The organism is Nocardioides speluncae (genome assembly GCF_003121585.1).
In the GTDB taxonomy this organism is placed as follows: Bacteria; Actinomycetota; Actinomycetes; order Propionibacteriales; family Nocardioidaceae; genus Nocardioides; species Nocardioides speluncae.
The window spans coordinates 61792-85412 of record NZ_QEOO01000025.1 but is presented as its reverse complement, the minus strand read 5'-3'; the positions used below and the strand labels follow the sequence as shown (position 1 = coordinate 85412).

The following is a 23621-nucleotide window of genomic DNA, read 5'->3' as shown; positions in this document are numbered from 1 at the left end:
GCTGGATGTCACCTGGCGCGGCGCGAGAGCCGCTCGATGTCCATGATCACGACCGAGCGCGGCTCCAGCCGCAGCCAGCCGCGCGACGCGAAGTCGGCGAGCGCCTTGTTGACCGTCTCGCGGGAGGCGCCGACAAGCTGGGCCAGCTCCTCCTGGGTGAGGTCGTGGTGGACGTGGACGCCGTCGTCGGCGGTCCGCCCGAAGCGGTCGGCCAGGTCGAGCAGCGCCTTGGCCACCCGGCCCGGCACGTCGGAGAAGACCAGGTCGGCGTTGACGTCGTTGGCCTTGCGCAGCCGGCTCGCGATCTGGGAGAGCAGTCCGCGGGCGACCACGGGGCGGCCTTCCAGCCAGCGGATCAGGTCCTCGTGGGACAGCGACGCGAACGACGAGTCGGTCACCGCGGTGACGGTTGCCGAGCGCGGGCCGGGGTCGAACAGCGAGAGCTCGCCGAACATCTGACCGGGGCCGAGGATCGCAAGCAGGTTCTCGCGGCCGTCCGAGGAGGTGCGGCCGAGCTTCACCTTGCCGTCGAGGACGACGTACAGCTTGTCGCCGGAGTCGCCCTCGTGGAACAGCACCTCACCACGCCGCAGGCGCTGCTCGGACATCGAGGCGCGCAATGCCGTTGCTGCCTCGTCGTCGAGCGCGCTGAACAGCGGCGCCTGACGGAGTACGTCGTTGTCCACGGTTCCTCCAAGTTCGTTGCCACCCCTGGGAACAGGGTGAACGTCACTCTGATCCTATCCAGCGTCGTACTCCACCGTGGTCAGTAGCACTCCTCGGAATGCGGCGAGTCGCTCGGCCTGCTCCTCGATCGACGTGCGGGTGGCTGCCGACAGCCTTCGCCACGGCTCGATCTGCAGGCGGAGCTTCTTGCCTGCCCGACCTCCATGTGACAGTCGCGGACGCCAGGCGGCGACCAGCTCACCCTCATGGAGTACGGCGCCCGGCCGGCCGATCACCGGCCACAGCGACTTGGCGTTGTCGGGGTCGGGGACCAGCAGCGGCCGGTCCCGGCCCTGGAGGAACAGGTCGTAGGGGCCGAGCAGCCGAGTTACCGCGGGTGCCGGGCCGCCGTCGTCGAGGTCGAGAGCCCACCGCCGCTCGCCCTCGACCGTGACCTCGACCGCATCCTCGGGCCAGTGGGCCTTGATGTCCTTCACCGGCGCATCGACGAATTCCGACACCTGCTTCTGGGTTGCAGGGCCGAGCAGCCGCAGGTAGCCGCGGATCACGTCGTACCGCTTGGCCACCCGCTGATGGGGCTTGAAGCCGGGGATCGGCTGCAGCACCGGCGGCGAGGTGCCGGGCTGCAGCTCCAGGCCGGCGCGCAGCGCGGAGAGCCGGAAGGTCTGCTCGTAGAGGTGGATGGTGTTGCAAGGGCGGCAGAAGCGTCGGTACGGCTCGGGCATCGCCTCGGTAAGCCGGGTCGAGACCTCGCCCTTGACCAGCGGCTCGGTGACGATCTTCCGCATCGCGTCGGCGATCGCGTCCAGCGCCTCGAGGTTGCCGATCCCGGCTTCCTTCAAGGGCTTGGACGCGTCGAAGATCCGCTTCCCCGCGTCGGCGTCGGACAGCGGCGCGACGGCCGCGGCCACCGCACCGAGATCCGCGCGCCGGTAGAGGTGCGGCGCGCCGCGCAGCGTCCATGCCATCGCGACGTCGTCGTCGGTCACCGTCGTCACGTCGACGCCGCGGATCGCCAGCGCCCAGCGCGCGCCGTCCGGACCGGTGTCCTGGACGCCGGTGTCCAGGATCGTGGTGTCGGCGAGCGTCCCGGCGCCGGCGTCCCGGTCGAGCTGGTGAGCGCGCACCCGGAACGCCAGCACGTCCTCCCGCGTCAGCGTCGTACCCATGCCGTCACGCTACGACGACCCACCGACAAGCTAGGCGAGATAGCGCAGCCAGAGGTACGGCACGCACAGCGCCACGGTGACCACGGTGACCACCAGGCCGTAACGGGTGAAGGTCCAGAAGCTGATCCGGTGGCCCTGGCGTTCGGCGATGCCGAGCGCGACCACGTTGGCGGAGGCGCCGATGGCGGTGGCGTTGCCGCCGAGGTCGGCGCCGAGGGCCAGCGCCCACCACAGCACCTGACCGTTCGACCCGTGGCTCTCGACCAGGGTCGCGACGATCGGGCTCATCGTGGCGACGTACGGGATGTTGTCGATGATCGCCGACAGCAGTGCCGAGCCGCCGAGCAGACCGAAGGTCGCGACGCCGAGCCGGCCGTCGGTGGCGTCGGCGGTGGCCTCGGAGACGTTGCCGATGACCCCGGTCTCGACCAGGCCGCCGACCATGATGAAGAGCCCGGCGAAGAAGACCAGCGTCGGCCATTCCACGTCCTCGAGCGCGTCCTGCGCGGTGACGTCGGTGATCAGCACCAGCAGGCCCGCGCCGAGCAGAGCGACGATCGACGGCTCATAGTGCAGGACCGGGTGCAGCACGAATGCCGTGACTACCACCAGCAGCACGGCCAGCGCCTTGACCAGCAGTGCCTTGTCGGTGATCGCCTCCTTCTCGTTCAGTTTCATCACCGAGGCGGCCCGCTTCGCGTCATAGGTGAACTCGGCGCGGAACAGCCAGCGGCACAACCCGCAGAACACCACCAGCAGGATCAGCACGATCGGTGCCATGTGGACCAGGAAGTCGTTGAAGCTGAGGCCGCCCTTGGCGGCGATGATGATGTTCGGCGGGTCACCGACCAGCGTGGCGGCACCGCCGATGTTGGAGGCCATCACCTCCGCGATCAGGTACGGCGCCGGCCGCAGCCCCAGCCGATCGCAAACCAGGAAGGTCACCGGCGCGATCAGCAGCACTGTCGTGACGTTGTCGAGCAGCGCCGAGGCGAACGCGGTGAGCAGGCAGAGCATCACCATCAGCCGGTACGGCTTGCCTCGAGCGCGCTTGGCGGCCCAGATCGCGACGTACTCGAAGACGCCGGTACGCCGCAGCACCGAGACGATCACCATCATGCCGAACAGCAGGAAGATGACGTTCCACTCGATGCCGGTGTGCTCGCTGAAGAACGCCTTCTCGGCGTCGGAGATGTGGAGCAGCAGCATCAGGCCGGCGCCGACGAGCGCGACTTTGGTCCGATGGACCCACTCAGTGGCCAGCAGGATGTAGGCGACGACGAAGATGGTGATGGCGGCGATAGCCACGGGCGGCTCCTGAGCGGGGTCGACGAGGGCGTAGAGCAACTGAAGCCGACCAGACTTCCCGGCGCACCAGGGGTACATACTAACGGAATCCAGGCACAGGCCATGCGATATTGCCGAGACCCCGCGCTAGCCTCGAAGCGTGCAGGCTCAACATATTGCCGCGCCGTACCCCACGGTGCGGGCAGACTCTCGGGCGAGTGACGCGGCCCGGCTGCTGACCGAGGTCGGCCGGCCGGGCCTGATCGTGGTCGATGCCAACGACCATCCGGTGGCGATCCTGCCGGGCTCCCAGGTCTTGCGGTTCCTGATCCCGCGTTACGTGCAGGACGACCCGGCGCTGGCCCGGGTACTCGACGAGGAGTTCGCCGACCACCTCTGCGACGCGCTTGAGGAGAAGACGGTCCGGGACCTGCTGCCCAAAGAGCGGGTGCCGCTGCCGATCGTTGCCCCCGACGACACGATGCTTGAGATCGCGGCGATCATGGCCGCGAACCGGTGCCCGCTGGTCGCCGTGGTCGAGTCGATGAGCAAGACGGCGCCGATGATCGGCGCGATCAGCGTGTCCCAGCTGCTGGCCCGCCTGATGCCGGAAGCCGCGACCACGTAGCTGTCGGCGCGGCCATCTACTCTTGCGGCATGGCGAACACCGTGACCGACGTATCCAGGACTGCGCTGGTCAGGCGTGCCCGCAAGATCGACCGGGTGCTGGGCGAGACCTACCCGGACGCCAAGTGTGAGCTCGACTTCGACAACGCCTTCGAGCTGCTGGTGGTCACCGTGCTGTCCGCGCAGACCACCGACAAGCGGGTCAATGCGGTGCGGCCGACCCTGTTCGCGGCGTACCCGGACGCGAAGGCGATGGCCGCCGCCGACCGGGAGAAGCTCGAGACGATCATCGGCCCGCTCGGGTTCTTCCGGGCCAAGACCGAGTCGCTGCTGAAGCTCAGCGCCGCGCTCGTCGAGCACTACGACGGTGAGGTGCCGCCGCGCCTCGACGACCTGGTGAAGCTGCCGGGCGTCGGCCGGAAGACGGCCAACGTCGTGCTCGGCAACGCGTTCGGGATCCCCGGGATCACCGTCGACACCCACTTCGGGCGGCTCGCGCGCCGGTTCGGCTGGACCGAGCTCACCGACCCGGTGAAGGCGGAGCACGCGATCGGCGAGCTGTTCCCGAAGCGGGACTGGACGATGCTCAGCCACCACCTGATCTGGCACGGCCGCCGGATCTGTCACGCGAAGAAGCCGGCCTGCGGTGCCTGCCCGGTGGCGCGCTGGTGCCCGTCGTACGGCGAGGGCCCGACCGACGCTGAGGTGGCCGCCAAGCTGGTCCGTACCGAGGGCCGCGCATGAGACGACCGCTCGTCCTGCTTGTCGCTGTCGTCCTGGCCGGGTCGCTGGCCGCCTGCGCGCCGGGGACGGGCGACAAGGACGACGACGGCTTCATCGTGCCGCAGAAGGTCGGTGGCTCGAAGGTCGACGTCGACACCGCCGAGCTGCGCCGGAAGAAGGAACGGGCCGGCATCGAGGACTGCGTGCCAGGGACCGGCGACCCGGTCGACGACGGCCTGCCGGAGGTGACGCTGCCCTGCCTCGGTGGCGGCAAGGACGTCGACCTGTCCGCGCTGCGCGGACCGCTGGTCGTGAACCTCTGGGCGCAGTGGTGCAAGCCGTGCCGCGACGAGCTGCCGATCCTGCAGGACTTTCACAAGAAGTACGGCGACCAGGTCCAGGTCCTGGGCGTGAACTTCCAGGACCGGCTGCCGGACCTGGCGATGGTGATGGCCGAGCAGGCGAGGGTGACCTTCCCGCTCGTGGCCGATCCCGGCGGCGAGCTCTCCGCCGCCGAGCCGCTGCCGGTGATCAACAAGCTGCCGATGTGGCTGTTCGTGGACGCTGACGGCGAGATCAGCCAGCAGGTCTTCGTACAGGTCAAGAGCGAGGAACAGCTGGTCGACCTGGTCGAGGAGCACCTGGACGTGACGCTCTCATGACCGTCACCGGAGACGTCGAGCTCCCGGCCTGGATGGAGCCGATCCGGGAGGCCGCGGCGAACATCAAGGCCCGCCACCTCACTCGGTTCACGCCGCCGCCGGGCAGCCGGGCCCGGCAGGGCGCCGTACTCATGCTGTTCAGTGACGGCGAGCGCGGCGGAGAGCTGCTGCTGACCGAGCGGGCGCACCACATGCGCTCCCACCCCGGCCAGGTGTCGTTCCCCGGCGGGTCGGTCGACCCGGGGGAGACCGCGGTCGAGACCGCGCTGCGCGAGGCCGATGAGGAGACCGGGCTGGACCCGGCCAGCGTCGACGTCTTCGGCGAGCTGCCGGTGCTGTGGCTGCCGCCGAGCAACTTCGCGGTCACGCCGGTGCTGGGCTGGGGTCGCGAAACCGTGCAAGCGCGCGTCGTGAGCGAGGACGAGGTGCACGCGATCCACCACGTCGCCATCGACGACCTGCTCGATCCCGAGCACCGGATCGGCGTCCGGCACCCGATCGGCTGGGTCGGCCCCGGCTTCCTGATCGGCGATGACAAGGACGTCATCCTGTGGGGCTTCACCGCCGGGATCATCGCCCGGCTCTTCGACTTCGTCGGCTGGACCATCCCCTGGGACGACAAGAGAGTGCGTGACCTTCCGGCGTACATGCTGCAGGGTGGTCCTCGAAGGACCGAGCCGCAGGACCGCGATGCCGAGCTGCTCGACATCAGCGACGACGACTCCTAGGACGTGAGGCACACATGAACGTCCTCGACTGGCTGCTGTTGGTCCTGGTGGCGGCCTACGCCCTGTCCGGCTACTGGCAGGGCTTCGTGACCGGTGCCTTCGCGACGGCCGGGCTGCTGCTCGGCGGCCTGGTCGGCATCTGGCTGGCGCCGCTGGCGCTCGGCAACGCCGAGCCCGGGCTGTGGGTGTCGATGGGCGCACTGTTCATCGTGATCCTGTCCGCGTCGATCGGGCAGGCCGCGCTCCAGTACGCCGGCTCTCAGATCCGTGAGCAGATCCAGTGGCAGCCGGCGCGCGCGGTCGACGCCGTGGGCGGCGCGGTGCTCAGCGGGATCGCCGTGCTCATCGTCGCGTGGGCGCTCGGCGTGGCCGTCAGCGGCGCGCGGATCGGGCCGGTCACGCCGTTGGTACGCGAGTCCAACGTGCTCGCCAGCGTCAACAAGGCGCTGCCCGGCTCGGCCGGCAACGCGCTGAAGGCGTTCAACGACGTCGTTGGGACGACCTTCTTCCCGCGCTATCTCGAGCCGTTCGCGCCGGAGCGGATCGTCGAGGTGGCGCCCGGCCCGAAGCGGCTGCTGCAGGACCCGGACGTGGAGCGGGTCGAGCCCAGCGTGCTGAAGATCCACGGCGAGAACTCTTGCGGCCGCGGTGTCGAGGGCACCGGCTTCCTGTACGCCGACGACCGGCTGATGACCAACGCCCACGTGGTCGCCGGCGTCGACGACCCCGAGGTGCTGGTGGGCGAGGACCGGGTGGACGCCGAGGTCGTCTACTACAACTCCGAGCTCGATGTCGCCGTACTCTCCTTCGACGACAGCGGCCGGCCGGTCCTGAAGTTCGACCGCGGCGCGAAGGCCAAGGACGGCGTCGCGGTGGTCGGCTACCCGCAGGACGGCCCGTACGACGTCCAGGTGGCCCGGATCCGCGCCCAGCAGCGGCTCCGCTCACCCGACATCTACGGCGGCGGCTCGGTGATCCGCGACGTCTACTCGGTGCGCGGCAAGATCCGCCCCGGCAACTCCGGAGGCCCGCTCGTCTCCTCGGGCGGCGACGTGGTCGGCGTGGTCTTCGCGGCCTCGGTCACCGACGACGACACCGGCTACGCGCTCACCGCCGACCAGGTCGCCGAGGCGGCGGCCAGCGGGGTCCGTGCCAGCGACCAGGTGGACACCGGCGGCTGCACCTACTGAGCCGTGGATCCGGGCTGAGCCCCGGACTGCCAGGTGAAGGCGGTGTCGGTGAGCTTGTCCGCGGCGAGGTCGTCGTGCCGGGCAAGCCAGTAGAGCTTGCCGACGTCGCCCCAGCACATGTCACCGTCGGAGTCGACCTGCAGCAGCAGCGTCCACCGCTCGGCCTCGCGCTCGACCCGGGCGTCGTCCCAGCTGCTGCCGAGCTCGAGCGCGGCATGGGCGGCGTCCAGCTCCACCGGCTCCTGCTCCGGGGCGGCCCAGCCGCCGATCTGGTGGAGGGGTTCGCCGTCGCCGCGCATCTCGGCCAGGGCCTTGGTGAACGGCTCCGCGTTGATCGGGTGCGCCAGCCACTCGTCGTAGTCCTGGCCGGGGGTGCCGAACGCCTCGACCAGCGTGCGGTGCTCATAGCTCGGTGCAGTCATGATCTGCTGTCCGGTCAGCAGCCGCTCCTCGAAGACGGGGACCCGGTCCGCCGCGCGCCGCGCCCGCCGTACGCCGTCGCCCTCCAGGTGCAGCATCCGGGCGCCGGCCATCGAGTCGGTGTCCTGGACGCTGACGATGCCCGCGTTCTCGTCGTACGTGCCGTCGAAGTAGAAGCACGACAGGTAGCCCTGCTTCGGCAGCGGGATGCCGGCGTCGAGGCCGAGCTGGGCGAGGGCGCCGAGGTCGACCTCGGCGATGAAGGAGAGCGGGCCGTGCCCGTCCCACTCCGGCCACTCGACGTCGGTGGGCAGTCGCGGGCGACCGCCGATCCGGGCGACGATCGGGTCGCCGGGGTGGGCGGTGGTCAGCTGGATCGCGGGACGGAGCATGCGCAGCCAACTGGCCGCGATGTCGTCGGGGAGTTGCGACTGGGCGAGCCGTTTGAGGTACGACTCGTCATTCTCGCCGTCGCCGCGGCGCGGTGCATCGATGGCCTTCCGCCCTTCTTGTGCAGCAGTAGACCTCGGTCAGCGCTTGCTGAGAATGCCCTTGGTCTCTTGAGCCTGGGCGATGGCACGCTCGGGCGCCTTCACCTTCTTCACCATCCGCAGGCCGACGAACACCAGCAGCGCGGCGACCAGCAGGTAGAACAGCGTGACGATCAGGAACGCCCAGTGCAAGTCCAGGCCGTCGCCGTTCCAGTTGATGAAATAGGCGATCGTCATCGACGCCAGGATGATCGCGATCAGACCGAGGAACGCCGCCGCGGCGAACATTCCCGCACCCAGGCCGCCGGCCTTGACGCTGACCTTGATCTCCGACTTGGCGAGCTGGATCTCCTTGGAGATCAGGCTGGAGATGTCCCGGCTGGCGTCTGAGACGAGCCGTCCGATGGTGGGCTCGTCGGGCTGCACCTTGTCGGATGCCATCAATCGTTCCTCTGCTCGCTCGCCGTCGTCGAAACGTCGTTGATGACCCTACAACCTGCGCTCCGCCGTACGAGGTAGGCGTGGGTCTAGTCCTTCTCGCGAGACCACGGCGGTTGGCTGGCGGCCCAGGGTTGTCAGCCTCTTCCTGACGTTGTTGGGCGTTGCAACACCCAACAACGTCAGGAATCCCCGGCCGGCCGGGGATTCCACCGGCTGGCCGGGGAGCCCTCAGTCCTCGGCCTTGCCCGACGACAGGCCCTTGGCGATCAGGTCCATCACGGTGGAGTCGGCGAGGGTGGTGACGTCGCCGACCTGGCGGTTCTCCGCGACGTCGCGGAGCAGGCGGCGCATGATCTTGCCGGAGCGGGTCTTCGGGAGCTCGGCGACGACCATGATCTGGCGCGGCTTGGCGATGGCGCCGATCTCCTTGGCGACGTGGCCGCGCAGCTCCTGGACCAGCTCGTCACCTTCGGCGCCCGAGCCACCTTCGCGCAGGATCACGAACGCGCAGACCGCCTGGCCGGTGGTCTCGTCCGCCGCGCCCACCACGGCCGCCTCGGCGACCCGCGGGTGCGACACCAGCGCCGACTCGATCTCGGTGGTCGACAACCGGTGGCCGGAGACGTTCATGACGTCGTCGACGCGGCCGAGCAGCCACAGGTCGCCGTCCTCGTCCTTCTTGGCGCCGTCACCGGCGAAGTAGAAGCCCTGGGCGGCGTACCGCGACCAGTAGGTCTCCTTGAACCGCTCGTCGTCGCCCCACAGCGTGCGCAGCATCGCGGGCCACGGCTCGGTCAGCACCAGGTAGCCGCCGGCGCCGTTGCCGACCGGCTTGCCCTCGAGGTCGACCACGTCGGCCGAGACGCCGGGCAGCGGCGTCATCGCCGACCCGGGCTTGCTGGCGGTGACACCCGGGAGCGGCGAGATCATGATCATCCCGGTCTCGGTCTGCCACCAGGTGTCGACGACCGGCGTCCGGTCGCCGCCGATCACCGAGCGGTACCAGATGTAGGCCTCCGGGTTGATCGGCTCGCCCACCGACCCGAGCAGCCGCAGCGAGGACAGGTCGAACTTGTCCGGGATCTCGCGGCCCCACTTCATGAAGGTCCGGATCGCGGTCGGCGCGGTGTAGAAGAGCGTGACCTTCTTGTCCTGCACGATCTCCCACCAGCGGCCCTTGTGCGGGGTGTCCGGCGTGCCTTCATAGAGCACCTGGGTGACGCCATTGGCGAGCGGGCCGTAGACGATGTAGCTGTGGCCGGTGACCCAGCCGATGTCGGCGGTGCACCAGTAGACATCGGTCTCCGGCTTGAGGTCGAACACCGCGTGATGGGTGTACGACGCGCCGACGAGGTAGCCGCCGGTGGTGTGCAGGATGCCCTTGGGCTTGCCGGTGGTGCCGGAGGTGTACATGACGTAGAGCGGGTGCTCGCTGTCGAACGCCTCGGGCTCGTGCTCGGCCGACGCGGAGTCGACCGCGTCGTGCCACCAGACGTCGCGGTCACCGAACGCGACCTCCTGGCCGGTACGGCGTACCACCAGGACGTTCTCGACCAGCCCCGCCTGCTCGGCCTCGACCTTGGCGACCGCCTCGTCGACCGCGGGCTTGAGCGCCGATGCAGCGCCCCGCCGGTAGCCGCCGTCGGCGGTGATCACCAGCTTGGCGCCGCAGTCGAGGATCCGGCTGGACAGCGCCTCGGCGGAGAAGCCGCCGAAGACCACGGTGTGCGGCGCACCGAGCCGGGCACACGCCAGCATCGCGACGATCGCCTCCGGGATCATCGGCATGTAGATGGCCACCCGGTCGCCGGCGGCAACACCAAGCGCGGCGATCGCGTTGGCCGCCTTGGACACCTCGTCCTTGAGCTGGGCGTAGGTGATGTCGCGGCCCTCTGCTTTTCCATCGGTGCCCTCGGGCTCCCCGACGAAGTGGAACGCGACCTTGTCGCCGCGGCCGGCCTCGACGTGCCGGTCCACGCAGTTGTACGCCGCGTTCAGCCGGCCGCCGACGAACCACTTCGCGAACGGCGGGTTGTCCCAGTCGAGCACGCGGTCCCAGGTCTGTGCCCAGTCGAGCCGGTTGGCCTGCTCGGCCCAGAACGACTCGCGGTCGGCGCGCGCCTGCTCATAGGCGTCGGCCTTGACGTTCGCGTCGGCGGCCAGCTCGGCCGGCGGCTCGAACCTCCGGTTCTCGTGCAGAAGGTTGGACAGGGTCTCTTCCGACATCGTTGCTCCCACGCCTCATCGATCGACTAGAACGGCAGTTTCAGCCTAGTGGCCCCGGTCACCATTGACAGGGCGGTACGACGAGGGTCAGACCTGCGGGGCTGCGACCACGTTGCGGTCGCAGCCCCGCTTCGCCAACCCCCCTCCATCAAGCTCGGACGAAGGGCGGTCCTAGTGCTTGACGGCGGTCTCCGCGCCCGCGCCGGTGAGGGCGCGGACCTCGAGCTCGGTGAACCGCTCCTCGGCGGCGAGCTCCTTCGACGTCACCGTGCCGAGCCAGCCCAGGAAGAAGGCGAGCGGGATGGACACGATGCCCGGGTTCTCCAGCGGGAACCACGAGAAGTCGATGTCGGCCGGCAGCAGCGAGAGGCTCTTGCCGGTGACCGGGTCGACACCCTTGCCGGAGACGACCGGTGAGAAGACCACCAGGCCCACGGCGGAGATCAGGCCGCCGTAGATGCTCCAGACCGCGCCGCGGGTGTTGAAGCGCCGCCAGAACATGTTGTAGATGATCGACGGCAGGTTCGCGCTCGCCGCGATGGCGAACGCTAGCGCCACCAGGAACGCGATGTTCAGGTTCTGCGCTGGGATCGCGAGGATGATCGCGACCAGTCCGATCCCGGCGGCGGCGAACCGCGCCACCTTGATCTCCTCGGCGTCGGTCGCCGCGCCCTTGCGGAGCACCGTGTTGTAGATGTCGTGCGCGACGCTGGCGCTCGAGGTAAGCGTCAGCCCGGCCACCACCGCGAGGATGGTCGCGAACGCGACCGCGGCGATCAGCGCGAGCAGGATCGCGCCGCCCGTCGTACCCGCTCCGCCGCCGACGTTCTCGGCCAGCAGTGGCGAGGCCAGGTTGCCCTTCGACTCCGCGACCTTCTCCTTCGCGTCGCCCTTCAGCAGCGCCGCGGCACCGAAGCCGAGGACCAGCGTCATCAGGTAGAAGGTGCCGATCAGCCCGATCGCCCACAGCACCGACTTGCGGGCGTCCGCGGAGGTCGGCGTGGTGTAGAAGCGGGTCAGGATGTGCGGCAGCCCGGCGGTGCCGAGAACCAAGGCCAGACCGAGCGAGAGGAAGTCGATCTTGCTGGTGGTGTCGACGCCGTACCGAAGGCCGGGCTCGAGGAACGAGCTGCCCTGGCCGGAGTTGGACGCCGCGGTGCCGAGCATGTCGGAGATGTCGAAGCCGAACTTGAACAGCACGATCACCACGATCAGCGCCGAGCCCGTCATCAGCAGCACGGCCTTGACGATCTGGACCCAGGTGGTGCCCTTCATCCCGCCGACGGTGACGTAGAAGATCATCAGGCCGCCGACGATGAAGATCGTGATGTTCTTCAAGGCGTCGCTCTCCACGCCGAGCAGCAGCGTCACCAGCGCACCCGCGCCGACCATCTGCGCGAGCAGGTAGAAGATCGAGACCACGACGGTGGAGGTGGCCGCGGCGGTGCGGACCGGCACCTGCTTCATCCGGTAGGCGAGCTGGTCGGCCATCGTGTAGCGACCTGAGTTCCGGAGCACCTCGGCCACCAGCAGCAACGCGACCAGCCAGGCCACGAGGAAGCCGATCGAGTAGAGGAAGCCGTCGTACCCGTAGAGCGCGATGGCGCCGGAGATGCCGAGGAACGACGCGGCGGACATGTAGTCGCCGCCGATCGCCAGGCCGTTCTGGAAGCCGGTGAACGAGCGGCCGCCGGCGTAGAAGTCGGCCGCGCCCTTGGTGTTGCGGCTGGCCCACACAGTGACGCCGATCGTCACTGCGACGACGGCGAGGAACAGGGTGGTGGTGAGAAGCTGGTCGCCATCCATGTCAGATCGCCCTCCCGGTAGAGCCGTTGGAGCCGTTCGCCTCGTAGCTCTCCTGCAGCTCGCGGGCGAGCGGGTCGAGCTTGGCGGTGGAGTAGCGGCTGTAGAGGTACGCGAGCGCGAACGTGGTGACGAACTGCAGCAGGCCGAAGACCAGGGCGACGTTGATGTTGCCGACGAGCTTTTGACTCATGAAGTCGTGGGCCCACATGGAGGCGACGACGTACAGCAGGTACCAGGCCAAGAAGGCGACGGTGGCCGGGAACACGAAGCCGCGGTAGCGGCGCCGCAGTTCCTTGAACTCTGAGGTCTCACTGAGCCGGTCGTAGACCGGATCATGGCGTGCGGCGTGGTCATGGGCAGGGGCGGTCATGGGCGGCGCCTTTCTCGAGGCTGCACAGCAGGCGGCTGTGACTGTCGTCACTGTGGCGTGGCCGCGCTGGACCTCGGGAGGGGTGCGAGCGAACCCCGCGCCGAGTGGAACCGGCTCATCGCCGAGCGGTCGATCTGGTGCGACGAACGGTCAAGGCAGCTCCGGGTGGTCGAGCAGCGAGCGCTAGTGAGCTCGTCGAGACCACCACCGGTAGCCGCGACCAATCCGGCGAGGCAGTGGCCTCCGGCATGCGACGCGCCCGGTTTGTACGTACAGATCTGTACGTACAAATCGCGATCCGCTGACCACCCTGACCGTCGACCGCTGGGCTCAGCCGCGATCGAGCTCGACGGCCTCGGGCGTGTGCAGCCGGACCATGAACCGGCGGACGTGGGCGGGTACCTGGTCGCGGGTCGCGCGGGACACGGCGTACATCGTGAGGAAGGCGGCAGGGCAGCTCCAGGCGGCGGGCTGGCCGAGGAGTACGTCGAGCCAGCCAGCGCCTGCGGCGGGGTCGACCAGCGTCCAGGCCACCGCGAAGCCGGACCCGAGCCCGCCGACCGCCAGCCCGGCGATCGCACCGGGGGCGGTCAGCCCGCGCCACCAGATGCCGAGCAGCAGCAGCGGGCAGAACGTCGACGCCGCGACCGCGAACGCCAGCCCGACCACGCGGGCGACCGCGAGATCCGGCGCGACCAGCGCGGCCACGCAGGGCACCACGATCGCCAGCACCGCGCCGAGCCGGAACGCGGTGATACCGCTCGGGCCACGCTTGCTGACCACCCGCGCGGTCACGTCCTGGCTGAGTACGCCGCCGACCGCGATCGCCAGCCCGGACGAGGTCGACAGGAACGCCGCGAACGCGCCCGCGGTGACCAGCCCCGTCAGTACGTCACCGAGCACGCCGGAGATCATCAGCCCGGGCAGCTCGAGGATCAGTACGTCGGTGCGGCCGCTGGCGGCCAGTTCCGCGGCGTACACCCGGCCGAGCGCGCCGTAGATCGGCGGCAGCAGGTAGAACAGCCCGAGCAGCGCGAGCACCACCAGCGTGGTCCGGCGCGCGGCCCGGCCGTCCGGGTTGGTGTAGAAGCGGACGACCACGTGCGGCAGGCCCATCGTGCCGAGGAAGGTCGCGATGATCAGCGAGTACGTCGTGTAGAGGCCGGCGCCGCCGCCCGAGCCGAGCGGCAGCGACCAGAGGTCACCGCCGCCGCCCGCGTCGACGGGGTGCGGTGCGCCGTCGCCGGCCCAGACCGCGACCAGGATCGCCGCCGGGAGCAGCAGCGCGGTGAGCTTGAGCCAGTACTGGAACGCCTGGACGAAGGTGATGCTGCGCATCCCGCCGGAGCTGACGTTGATCAGCACCACCGCGCCTACGACAACGGACCCGACCCAGGTGGGCGCCCCGACCGTCGCCTGCAGGGTCACACCGGCGCCCTGGAACTGCGGCAGCAGGTAGAGCCAGCCGATCGCCACCACCATCACCGAGCAGAGTGTCCGGACGTGGGTGGAGCCGGTGCGGGCCTCGGCGAAGTCGGACAGTGTGTAGGCGCCGGAGCGGCGTAGCGGCGCGGCGACCAGGACCAGCAGCACCAGGTAGCCGGCGGTCCAGCCGACCGGGTACCAGAGCATGTCGGCGCCGAAGACCAGCACCAGCCCGGCGACCCCGAGGAAGGACGCGGCCGAGAGGTACTCGCCGCCGATCGCGCTGGCGTTGAGGGCCGGGCGGACGGTCCGGGACGCGACGTAGAAGTCGCTGGTGGTCCGGGAGAACCGCAGCCCCCAGGTGCCCACCGCGAGGGTCGCGAGGGTGACCAGGACGACGGCGACCACGCCGGGCGCGTAGTTCACGGTTCGTCGGCCTCCACGATGTCGACGAAGTCGCGCTCGTTGCGCTCCGCGGCGCGGACGTAGAACCAGCCGAGCAGCACCAGGTACGGATAGACGAGGACACCGATCAGCAGCCAGGACAGCGGTACGCCGGCCAGCCGGACGCCGGCCAAGCCGGGCCACAGGTGGAACACCAGCGGCAGCGCGCCGACGGTGCCGAACAGCGCCACCAGCACCGCCACCGCCAGTCGGGCCTGCTCGCGCAGCAGCGACCCCATGTAGATCTCGCCGAGCCGGGTCTCCTCGTCGATCTCGCGGGTGCGCGGGAGGGCCGCCTTCTGCGGGGTACGCCGCCGCGGCGGCCCGGTCACCCGGACCCGCTCGGGCGGGGTACTGGTCACGCCTTCGACCCCCGGCGGGTCAGCAGGTCGCGCAGTTCGCGGGTGTGCCGGCGGCTGACCTGGAGCGGCGCGCCGCCGACCACGACCGTGCAGACCCCGCTCTCCATCCGAACCTCGTCGATGTGGGCCAGGTTGACCAGCAGCGAGCGGTGGATGCGCACGAAGCCGGCCGGGCCCCACCCTTCCTCCAGGGTGCTGAGCGGGGTGCGCACCAGGTGGGTCGCCCGGTCGCTGCCCTGCCCGGTGTGCAGCCGGGTGTAGTCGCCCTGCGCCTCGACGTACCGGACCTCGGAGCGGCGCACGAACCGGGTGACGCCGCCGCGCTCGACCGCGATCTGCTCATCGCCGTTCTCCTGCGGGCGGGCGGTCTCGGCGAGCACCCGGCGTACCGCCTCGGCCAGCCGCTCCTCGCGCACCGGCTTCAGCACATAGTCGACCGCGCGCAGGTCGAACGCCTCCACCGCGTGCTCGTCGTGGGCGGTGACGAACACGATCGGCGGCGGCGACTTGAACCGGGCGAGCACCTGCGCCAGCTCCAGCCCGGTGAGCCCGGGCATCTGGATGTCGAGGAAGACCGCGTCCACCTCCAGCTCCTGCAGGATCCGCAGCGCCGCGGTGGCCGAGTCGGTGGTGAGTACGTCGTGTACGCGCGGGTCGCGCTTCAGCAGGAAGGCGAGCTCGTCGAGTGCCGGTCGCTCGTCGTCGATGACCAGCACAGTGACCCGGGCAGGGCCAACGGCCGAGGACCCGCCGGTCACGCGCCGGCCCCGGTCACCTGTACCCCGGGGGCGAACTTCGGCACGCGCACGATCACCTTGGTGCCTGCGCCGGGTGCGGTCTCCACGGCCAGACCGTAGTCGTCACCGAAGGAGGTGCGCAGCCGAGCGTCCACATTGGCCAGGCCGAACGACTGGACGTCGGCGTCGCCGGCCAGAGCCCGGCGTACCTTCTCCGGGTCGTCGCCGGCGCCGTTGTCCTCGACCTCGATCACGCACTCCTGGTCCAGGTCGCGGGCAACGATGCTGATGTGGCCGGTGCCGTCGCCGGCCTGGAGGCCGTGCTGGACGGCGTTCTCGACCAGCGGCTGGATGCACAGGAACGGCACCGCGACCGGCAGCACCTCCGGCGCGATCCGCAGCGTCACCTGCAGCCGTTCGCCGAAGCGGGCTTGCTCCAGCAGCAGGTAGCGCTCGATCGAGCGGAGCTCCTCGGCCAGGGTCGTGTACTCGCCGTGCCGGCGGAACGAGTAGCGGGTGAAGTCGGCGAACTCCAGCAGCAGCTCGCGCGCCCGGTCCGGGTCGGTGCGCACGAAGCTGGCGATCGCGCCGAGCGAGTTGTAGACGAAGTGCGGGCTGATCTGAGCGCGCAGCGCACGCAGTTCGGCCTCGGCCAGCCGGGTTCGCGAGGCGCCCAGCTCGGCCAGCTCCAGCTGCCCCGACACCCAGCCCGCGACCTCGTCGGCCGCGCGGATCAGGCCGGCGGACTGGCGGTCGGCGAACACCTGCAGCGTGCCGACGATCCGGTCCTCGACCACCAGCGGGCTGACGATCGCATGCCGGACCGGGCAGCCCGGCTCGTCGCACGGCAGGTCCTTCCGGTCGGCGACGCGGGTGCTGCCATGCCGTACGGCGGCGCGCGCGAGGATGGCGGTCTGGCCGATGTGGTGCTCGCCGCTGCCGTCCCAGGCGAGGGCGCGGTCGGTGTCGGTGATGGCGACCGCCGGCGTACCGAGGAGGGTGCGCAGGTGCCGGATCGACCGCTCGGCACTGTGTGCGGTGAGGCCCTCGCGCAGCGCGGGCGAGGCAAGGCTCGCGGTGTGCAGCGTGCGGAACGTCGCCCGGTCGGCCTCGCCGCCGAGCCGAGACCGCCGTACCCGAGGCCAACCCACGCGCATCGGCCCAGGGTAAGCGAGTCCGCCCTACCGGAAGTCGATGAGCAGCATGTCGGTATCGCCGCCGTCGCTCTTGACAGGCTTCGCCGGGTCGATCGCGATCGGCTGGGTCGGCTCGAGGACCGGAGCCGGCTTGGGGGCGGGGCGGTCGATGACGGTCGACTTGAAGCAACGGCAGATCCAGGGCAGCTGCATGCCGTCGGCGCCGCGGCCGTACTCGTCGTACAGCGAAAGTACGTCGAGCACCTTCTGCTCGCGCGGGGTGTCGGCGAGACCGCTGACCTCGGGCATTCCGCGAACCAGCGCCTCCAGCGACTGCCGAGTGACCACCTGCCAGAAGCGGTACGACGAGGTGTCGACGAAGCCGAACCGGTGGGTGGTGACCAGCGCGTCCGGCGGGTGCTCGCCCAGCGGCTTGGTGCCGAGCAGCTTGTCGAGGCGGCGGACCCACGGGATCCGCTGGTCGCGCTCGTGCCAGATGACAGCCAGCTCGCCGCGCGGCCGCAGCACCCGGGCCACCTCGGTCAGGTCGTCAGGGACCTGCACCGCCACCACGACATCGATCGAGGCGTCCTGGAACGGCAGCTCGGTCAGCCAGCCACTCACTGCGCGCACGTCGTGGCCGAGCGCGGCGAACGGCCCAGCGAGGCCGGCGCCGCCGACGGTGAGCACCGTCCGCGGGGACGAGCCGGCCAGCCACGCGGCGGCATCGGCCGGAACGGTGGGTCGGTCAGCAGCGGGATGGGCATACATTGCATCCGAGGTTAGCGTTCCGGACGTCCCGATCCTGGGACCTCTGCGGCCGGGCTGGTCGCACAGCAGGCATCATGTGGCCTCGTGACTGCCGATCCGCTTGCCTGGCTGACCTCTCTGGAGGGCGTGCCGTCGGCGTACGCCGCGACTCGGGACGGGATCGACGTACTCCTGCGCGACCGCGGGCTGCGGCGTACCTCCCCGGAGCTGACGGCCGAGTCGCTGCTGCGCGGCGCACACGCGTCGGCGGTGCTGGAGGGCTCGGTCGCTTCCGTGGACGAGATCCGCGAGGGCACGGGTGACCAGGTCGCGCAGGACGCGGTGCGGGTGTCCACCGAGCTGCTGGCGCTGGCGCCGGTGCTGGAGCGGACGCCGCTGCAGGCGCTGGCCCGGATCCATGCCGTCGCGGCCACCGGCAGCCTCGACGACGACCGGCTGGGCCGGCCGCGCGACGCCGAGGCCGCGCACCGGCTGCAGGGTCTGGCGAGCCTGTTGCTCGCCCAGACGGCGGCGCCGGCACTGATGGTGGCGGCGATCGTGCACGCCGACCTCGCCACGGCCGAGCCGTTCCCGTCGCACAACGGGATCGTGGCGCGCGCGGCCGAGCGGCTGGTGCTGGTGGCGCGGGGTGTCGACGAGAAGTCTCTGCTGGTTCCGGAGGCGGGGCACCTCGCGCTGAGGTCGGCGTACGAGTCGAACCTGCGGGGCTATCGCGAGGGCGGTCGGAAGGGCGTCCATGCCTGGGCGCTGTACGCCGCGGAGGCCTACTCGGCGGCCGCGGAGGCGAGCCCGCTGAAGGGCTGACAACATGCGAGCGGCACCCGATCTCGCGTGGATGTCGGATGCCGCCGCTGACACGTGAGACCGCTGGTTACCAAGCGTGCAACATCTAACTGCTGACCTGGGCATTTCCCAGTGACAGGCGCCCTGTAGGAAGGGTAGATCGCCGCGTGGGTACCCGGCTCACGTGCGGGTCTGTTGTGGATTTGTTACTACCGTTCTACGCCGACATCGTTACCGGTTCAAGCCTTGACTTTGGCCGCGACCCGTGCCCGTCGGCGGGTCGCCGATCAGGCGCCCGAGCGGCGCTTCCGGGCGCTCGCCCAGATCACCCCACCGACGGCCACCACGCCGCCGACCGCGAGGGCCGCGAGGGTCGGTTTCGGGGCCAGCCGGCCGCGCAGCGCGACCGGGCGGCTGAACACCAGAACCGGCCAGCCGTTGGCCTCGGCGACCTTGCGCAGCTCCTTGTCCGGGTTGACCGCGTACGGGTGGCCGACCGCCTCCAGCATGGGTACGTCGGTCGAGGAGTCGCTGTAGGCGAAGCAGCGGTCCAGGTCCCAGCCCTTCTGGGCGGCGAGGTCGCGCATCGCGGCGGCCTTGTTGTCGGCGTACGCGTAGAAGTCGATCTCGCCGGTGTACTTGCCGTCGACGATCTCCATCTGGGTGGCGATCACCCGGTCCGCGCCGAGCATCGTGCCGATCGGCTCGACGACCTCGGCTCCGGACGCGGACACGATCACCACCTCCCGGCCGGCGATGTGGTGCTCCTCGATCAGGCTCACGGCCTCGTCGTACACCAGCGGGTCGACGATGTTGTGGAGCGTGTCGGCCACGATCTCGCGCACGGTCGCGACGTCCCAGCCGGCGCACAGCTGCGACATGAACTGCCGCATCTTCTCCATCTGGTCGTGGTCGGCGCCGCCGGCGAGATAGACGAACTGTGCGTACGCCGAGCGCAGCACCGCCCGCCGCGAGATCAGCCCACCGGCCTGGAACGGCTTGTTGAACGCAAGCGTGCTCGACTTCGCGATGATCGTCTTGTCGAGGTCGAAGAAGGCCGCCGTGGGCATGGGCCTCAGCATAGGTCGCAGCCCGGGTGGTCGAGCAGCGAGCGCAAGTGAGCGTCGTCGAGACCACCCCCGACGGCCCACGAGTCGTCCACAATTTTTCGGACCCCGATTTCTCCACAGGGCGCCGGCACCCGGCTCGGAACTGTCCGTGATCGCGGGGATCGTCGGACCCATGACCGCACCGCTGATCATCACCCGTGACGACACCCTTCTCGACGAGCTGCTGCGCCTGGGCGCCGCGGCCGGCGTGGTGCCCGACGTCGCCCATGACGTAGGCGCCGCGCTCCGAGGCTGGTCCACAGCGCCGTTGGTGCTGCTCGGGACCGACCTCCTTGCCGACGCCGCCCGGCTCGCCGTGCCGCGGCGAGAACGGGTCCACATCGTCGCGTGGGGGACCGTGCCCCACGAGGTGTTCCCGCTGGCCCTGGCGGTCGGCGCGGAGAACGTCGCCGAGCTGCCGCGCTCCGACACCTGGGTGGTCGATGCGTTGACCGACCTCGGCGACGGAGACAGACCTTCGGCGCTGACGGTCGGAGTGGTGGGTGGCTCGGGCGGCGCCGGCGCGACCACGTTCGCCTGCGCGCTCGCGCAGCGCGCGGCTTCGGCCGGTCCGGCCTTGGTGATCGACACCGACCCACTCGGTCCCGGTGTGGACCGCGTGCTGGGCTTCGAGATGGTCGACGGCGTGCGCTGGGACGCGCTGCAGCAGACGACCGGCCGGCTGGGTGCCAGGTCGCTTCGGGAGGCGGTGCCTCGCCGTGACCGCCTCGGCGCACTGACCTGGTCGGCCGGCCCGCAAGGGACGCTGCAGGCGTTCGCGGTGCGCGAGGCGCTGAGCGCTGCCCAGCGTGGCCACGACGTGGTGGTCCTGGACCTGTCGAGATCGCTGGGACCGCTGGTCGAGGAGCTGGTCGCGCGCTGCGACCAACTGATCGTGGTCGCGGTGCCGACGGTGCCGGGCGTCGCGTCCGCCCGGCGGCTGTGTGCGCGGCTGGAGGCGGTCGCGCAGCCGATGCTGGTGCTCCGCGGTCGGGGCATCGACCCGGACGAGGTCGCCCAGGTGGTCGGTGCGCCGGTGCTCGCGGCGATGCCTGACCAGCGCGGGCTGGCCGAGGCGATCGACCTCGGCGCGGGCCCGGTCCGCTCGGCGCGCGGCGCTCTCGGCCGCGCCGCAGACACCGTCCTGGCCGGGCTTCAGGCGCCGGTGCGAGGCGTGGCATGAGCACCGGTCGTGACCGCACCGTCATCGTGGCCCTCCGCGGCCATGGCACGCACATCGCTGCGTTGTCGTCACTTGCAGGAGCCCAACTACGACTTCGTTCCTCGGCCTTGCGCTGCACGCACCCTGACCGCGGATGCCCGTCGACGACGGTGCGGTCATGACCGGCGACCTCCCGGCCGGGATGGTCGAAGCGGTCCGGGATCGGCTGGCCAGGCGCGGCGACCCACTCACCCCGCAGGGCGTCGCCGAGGCACTGCGAGAGGAGGGCCGCCCGGTCGGCGACGCCACCGTGCTCGCCGTTCACGACGCGCTCCGGCGTGAGGTTCTTGGCGCCGGCCTGCTCGAACCGCTGCTGCGCACGCCCGGCGTCACCGACGTCCTGGTCAACGGGCCGGCCGAGGTCTACCTCGACCGCGGCGACGGGCTGGAGCTGACCGAGGTCACCTTCCCCGATGACGAGTCGGTGCGCCGGCTCGCCCAGCGGCTGGCCGGGGTTGGCGGACGCCGCCTCGACGACGCCACGCCGTACGTCGACCTGCGGATGCCCGACGGGACCCGGTTCCATGCCGTGCTGGCCCCGGTGGCTCGACCGGGGACCTCGCTGTCGCTGCGGGTGCCGAGGTCGCGGGTGTTCACGCTCGACGAGCTGGTCGCCTGCGAGACCCTGACCGAGCCGGGCGCCCGGCTGCTGCGCCGGATCGTGACCGGCCGGCTGGCGTTCCTGGTCACCGGCGGCACCGGCACCGGCAAGACGACGCTGCTCAGTGCGCTGCTCTCACTGGTGCCGACCGCCGAGCGGCTGGTGCTGGTCGAGGATGCCAGTGAGCTGCGACCGGCCCACCCGCACGTCGTCGGTCTCGAGTCTCGCCCGCCGAACATCGAGGGCGTCGGCGAGATCACCCTGCAGAGCCTGGTCCGGCAGGCCCTCCGGATGCGGCCGGACCGGATCGTCGTGGGTGAGGTGCGTGGCGCTGAGGTCGTCGACCTGCTTGCCGCGCTCAACACCGGCCACGAGGGCGGCTGCGGGACGCTCCACGCCAACTCCGCGCTCGACGTCCCCGCCCGGATCGAGGCGCTCGCGCTCGCCGCCGGGCTGGGCCGCGAGGCCGCCCACAGCCAGCTGGCGTCAGCGCTCGACGCCGTACTCCATCTCGATCGGGCCAGCGACGGCCGGAGGGTTCTTCGCGAGGTCGCGGTTCCGGTCAGGGAGTCATCCGGACTGGTGCGGATGGCTGCCGCGGTGAGCTTCGACGACACCGGGGCGAGCGACACCGGTCCCGGCATCGACGCCCTGGCCACGAGGCTGGACCGATGACGCTCGCGGCGGCGGGCTGCGCGGCGCTGGCGGTGTGGCTGTCGGTCCCACCGCGTCCTGCTCCGGTCGCGGTCCGGAGCCGGCCGCGGGTGGTGGTGGCCGCGGTCGTCGCGCTCGCCCTGGTCACAGCGCTGCTGCATGGCCGGGTGCTGGTCCTGGCCCTGGTCGTCGGCACCGCGGCGCTCGGAGCGAGTGCGCTGCTGGCCCGGCGTCGGCGGCGGCGCGAGGCGGAGCGGTTCGGCGACCACGCCCTAGAAGCGTGTGAGCTGCTGGCGGCCGAGCTCCAGGCCGGGCAGCCGCCGGGCGTCGCGCTCGGGCGGGTCTCGGAGGAGTTCGCCGCCTTCGGCGCCGTCGCCCGTGCCCACCAGCTCGGCTCCGACGTTCCGGCGGCCTGGCGCAGTCTCGCCAGCACCCCGGGCGGCGGTGACCTGCGGCTCGTGGCCGGAGCCTGGCAGGTCGCGGCCCGCTCCGGCTCCGGGCTGGCCGACGCGGTCAGTGGAGTCGCGGCCTCGCTGCGCGCCGTCCGGGCCACCCGCCGGGTGGTCGCCTCGGAGCTCGCATCTGCCCGGGCGACCGCACGGCTGATGGCGGCGCTGCCGGTGCTCGCGCTGCTCATGGGCTCGGGCATCGGTGGCAACCCCTGGGCGTTCCTATTCGGCACTCCGCTCGGCCTGGGTTGCCTCGGCCTCGGTCTGGCGTTCGGTCTGGCCGGGATCTGGTGGATCGAGGCGATCGCCGACGGCATCACCAAGGACACCGCATGAGCTCCGCGCTGATCGCTGCTCTGGCCCTGACCGCCGCGGTGCTGCTGGCCACGCCGCCACCCCCGCGCTGGCCACGACCGGTGGCGCCCGAGGCGCCGGGAGAGCCCGACGAGCGGGGCGCGCTGGTGCGGTACCGCTGGCTGCTCTCGCTGCTCGCCGGGATCGGAGCCCACACCTTCGCCAACGGACCGGTCGCACCTATCGCGGGCGTGGCGGCCGCCGCGGCGACGTACGCCGTCATCGTCCGCATGGAGCCGCCCGCGCTGCGGAGACGGCGCGAGCAGTGCCGCCGCGAGCTCCCGCACCTGGTGGGTTTCTACGCCGCCGCGCTGCGGTCCGGCTCGGCTCCTGCCGAGGCGCTCGGTGTGGTGTGCGCGGCCTTGCCCGGTGCCGCCGCCGACGAGCTCGCTCCGACCTGCGCTCGGCTGCGGCTCGGCGTACCGCCGGGCGAGGTGTGGGGAGACCTGGCCGCTCACGCCGCACTGGGTCCGCTCGGCCGGGCAATGACGCGTGCGCACGCCAGCGGCGCCTCGGTCACCACGACCGTCGCCGCCCTGGCCGACGATCTGGCCGCGCAGGCCCGCGGCGACGCCGAGGACCGAGCCCGCACCGTCGGGGTGAAGGCGGCCGTTCCGCTCGGGCTCTGCCTGCTGCCGGCGTTCCTGCTGATCGGGATCGTGCCGCTGGTGGCCGGCGCCCTCTCCGCACTCGATTGGTAGGGCAGGTGGGTGCGTCTACGTGCAAAAATTGACGGTGCCCAAATGG

24 protein-coding genes are annotated in these 23621 nt (G+C 70.9%); 10 read left to right on the top strand and 14 right to left on the bottom strand.

Annotated elements, in window-relative coordinates:
• Positions 1-8 precede the first annotated feature (8 nt).
• The 3 genes from DDV73_RS14220 to DDV73_RS14210 are packed head-to-tail and all read right to left on the bottom strand — an operon-like array spanning position 9 to position 3164.
• Complete coding sequence (locus DDV73_RS14220) at positions 9-686, bottom strand: Crp/Fnr family transcriptional regulator (protein ID WP_109507908.1); 678 nt, start codon at positions 684-686, stop codon at positions 9-11.
• 54 nt (positions 687-740) lie between these two features.
• Entirely contained in the window at positions 741-1856 is a 1116-nt protein-coding gene (locus DDV73_RS14215; protein WP_109507907.1) for a winged helix DNA-binding domain-containing protein, read from the bottom strand.
• Positions 1857-1886: 30 nt separating this feature from the next.
• Entirely contained in the window at positions 1887-3164 is a 1278-nt protein-coding gene (locus DDV73_RS14210; RefSeq protein WP_240617284.1) for an ArsB/NhaD family transporter, read from the bottom strand.
• Between the two features lie 139 nt (positions 3165-3303).
• Here DDV73_RS14210 and DDV73_RS14205 point away from each other — a divergent pair, with 139 nt between their 5' ends.
• The 5 genes from DDV73_RS14205 to DDV73_RS14185 are packed head-to-tail and all read left to right on the top strand — an operon-like array spanning position 3304 to position 7073.
• On the top strand, positions 3304-3771 hold the full coding sequence (locus DDV73_RS14205) for a CBS domain-containing protein (protein WP_109507905.1): 468 nt from the start codon (positions 3304-3306) through the stop codon (positions 3769-3771).
• 29 nt (positions 3772-3800) lie between these two features.
• Complete coding sequence (gene nth / locus DDV73_RS14200) at positions 3801-4514, top strand: endonuclease III (RefSeq protein WP_109507904.1); 714 nt, start codon at positions 3801-3803, stop codon at positions 4512-4514.
• Positions 4511-5155 carry a TlpA disulfide reductase family protein gene (locus DDV73_RS14195; protein WP_109507903.1) on the top strand — a complete coding sequence of 215 codons (645 nt, stop codon included), beginning with the start codon at positions 4511-4513 and terminating at the stop codon, positions 5153-5155. The genes nth and DDV73_RS14195 overlap by 4 nt, the downstream gene beginning before the upstream one ends.
• Positions 5152-5883, top strand: coding sequence for an NUDIX hydrolase (locus DDV73_RS14190; protein ID WP_109507902.1), 732 nt, complete (start codon positions 5152-5154; stop codon positions 5881-5883). The genes DDV73_RS14195 and DDV73_RS14190 overlap by 4 nt, the downstream gene beginning before the upstream one ends.
• Positions 5884-5897: 14 nt before the next feature.
• Positions 5898-7073, top strand: coding sequence for a MarP family serine protease (locus DDV73_RS14185; RefSeq protein ID WP_109507901.1), 1176 nt, complete (start codon positions 5898-5900; stop codon positions 7071-7073).
• Here the strand turns inward: DDV73_RS14185 and DDV73_RS14180 are convergent.
• From DDV73_RS14180 to DDV73_RS14135, 10 genes are all read right to left on the bottom strand, one after another.
• Positions 7067-7885 carry a YwqG family protein gene (locus tag DDV73_RS14180; protein ID WP_109507900.1) on the bottom strand — a complete coding sequence of 273 codons (819 nt, stop codon included), beginning with the start codon at positions 7883-7885 and terminating at the stop codon, positions 7067-7069. The genes DDV73_RS14185 and DDV73_RS14180 overlap by 7 nt on opposite strands.
• A gap of 138 nt (positions 7886-8023) precedes the next feature.
• Positions 8024-8425 carry a phage holin family protein gene (locus DDV73_RS14175; protein ID WP_109507899.1) on the bottom strand — a complete coding sequence of 134 codons (402 nt, stop codon included), beginning with the start codon at positions 8423-8425 and terminating at the stop codon, positions 8024-8026.
• 228 nt (positions 8426-8653) lie between these two features.
• Positions 8654-10651, bottom strand: a complete 1998-nt coding sequence (gene acs, locus DDV73_RS14170; RefSeq protein ID WP_109507898.1) for an acetate--CoA ligase — start codon at positions 10649-10651, stop codon at positions 8654-8656.
• A 171-nt stretch (positions 10652-10822) separates the two neighbouring features.
• Positions 10823-12457, bottom strand: a complete 1635-nt coding sequence (locus tag DDV73_RS14165) for a solute symporter family protein (RefSeq protein ID WP_109507897.1) — start codon at positions 12455-12457, stop codon at positions 10823-10825.
• Between the two features lies 1 nt (position 12458).
• Entirely contained in the window at positions 12459-12827 is a 369-nt protein-coding gene (locus tag DDV73_RS14160) for a DUF485 domain-containing protein (RefSeq protein WP_109507896.1), read from the bottom strand.
• 330 nt (positions 12828-13157) lie between these two features.
• Complete coding sequence (locus DDV73_RS14155; RefSeq protein WP_109507895.1) at positions 13158-14678, bottom strand: sodium/solute symporter; 1521 nt, start codon at positions 14676-14678, stop codon at positions 13158-13160.
• Positions 14675-15058 (bottom strand): hypothetical protein, encoded by a 384-nt coding sequence (locus tag DDV73_RS14150; RefSeq protein ID WP_109507894.1) that lies wholly within the window; start codon positions 15056-15058, stop codon positions 14675-14677. The genes DDV73_RS14155 and DDV73_RS14150 overlap by 4 nt, the downstream gene beginning before the upstream one ends.
• Positions 15055-15816, bottom strand: coding sequence for a LytR/AlgR family response regulator transcription factor (locus DDV73_RS14145; protein WP_109507893.1), 762 nt, complete (start codon positions 15814-15816; stop codon positions 15055-15057). The genes DDV73_RS14150 and DDV73_RS14145 overlap by 4 nt, the downstream gene beginning before the upstream one ends.
• Positions 15813-16952 carry a histidine kinase gene (locus DDV73_RS14140; protein ID WP_109507892.1) on the bottom strand — a complete coding sequence of 380 codons (1140 nt, stop codon included), beginning with the start codon at positions 16950-16952 and terminating at the stop codon, positions 15813-15815. The genes DDV73_RS14145 and DDV73_RS14140 overlap by 4 nt, the downstream gene beginning before the upstream one ends.
• 24 nt (positions 16953-16976) lie before the next feature.
• Positions 16977-17702, bottom strand: a complete 726-nt coding sequence (locus DDV73_RS14135; protein ID WP_109507891.1) for a class I SAM-dependent methyltransferase — start codon at positions 17700-17702, stop codon at positions 16977-16979.
• Positions 17703-17786: 84 nt separating this feature from the next.
• On the opposite strand from DDV73_RS14135, the gene DDV73_RS14130 reads away from it, so the two are divergent.
• On the top strand, positions 17787-18506 hold the full coding sequence (locus tag DDV73_RS14130; RefSeq protein ID WP_109507890.1) for a Fic family protein: 720 nt from the start codon (positions 17787-17789) through the stop codon (positions 18504-18506).
• A 266-nt stretch (positions 18507-18772) separates the two neighbouring features.
• Here DDV73_RS14130 and DDV73_RS14125 read toward each other — a convergent pair whose 3' ends face one another.
• Positions 18773-19555, bottom strand: a complete 783-nt coding sequence (locus DDV73_RS14125) for an HAD family hydrolase (RefSeq protein WP_240617283.1) — start codon at positions 19553-19555, stop codon at positions 18773-18775.
• Positions 19556-19727: 172 nt separating this feature from the next.
• On the opposite strand from DDV73_RS14125, the gene ssd reads away from it, so the two are divergent.
• The 4 genes from ssd (at position 19728) to DDV73_RS14105 (ending at position 23575) form a co-directional block, all read left to right on the top strand.
• Positions 19728-20777: a septum site-determining protein Ssd gene (gene ssd / locus DDV73_RS14120; protein ID WP_109507963.1), complete on the top strand. Its 1050-nt coding sequence runs from the start codon at positions 19728-19730 to the stop codon at positions 20775-20777.
• Positions 20778-20910: 133 nt separating this feature from the next.
• Positions 20911-22092 carry a TadA family conjugal transfer-associated ATPase gene (locus tag DDV73_RS14115; RefSeq protein ID WP_240617282.1) on the top strand — a complete coding sequence of 394 codons (1182 nt, stop codon included), beginning with the start codon at positions 20911-20913 and terminating at the stop codon, positions 22090-22092.
• Positions 22089-22856 carry a type II secretion system F family protein gene (locus tag DDV73_RS14110; RefSeq protein ID WP_109507888.1) on the top strand — a complete coding sequence of 256 codons (768 nt, stop codon included), beginning with the start codon at positions 22089-22091 and terminating at the stop codon, positions 22854-22856. The genes DDV73_RS14115 and DDV73_RS14110 overlap by 4 nt, the downstream gene beginning before the upstream one ends.
• Complete coding sequence (locus DDV73_RS14105) at positions 22853-23575, top strand: type II secretion system F family protein (RefSeq protein ID WP_109507887.1); 723 nt, start codon at positions 22853-22855, stop codon at positions 23573-23575. Before DDV73_RS14110 ends, DDV73_RS14105 begins: the two co-directional genes overlap by 4 nt.
• The last annotated feature ends 46 nt before the right edge of the window (positions 23576-23621 follow it).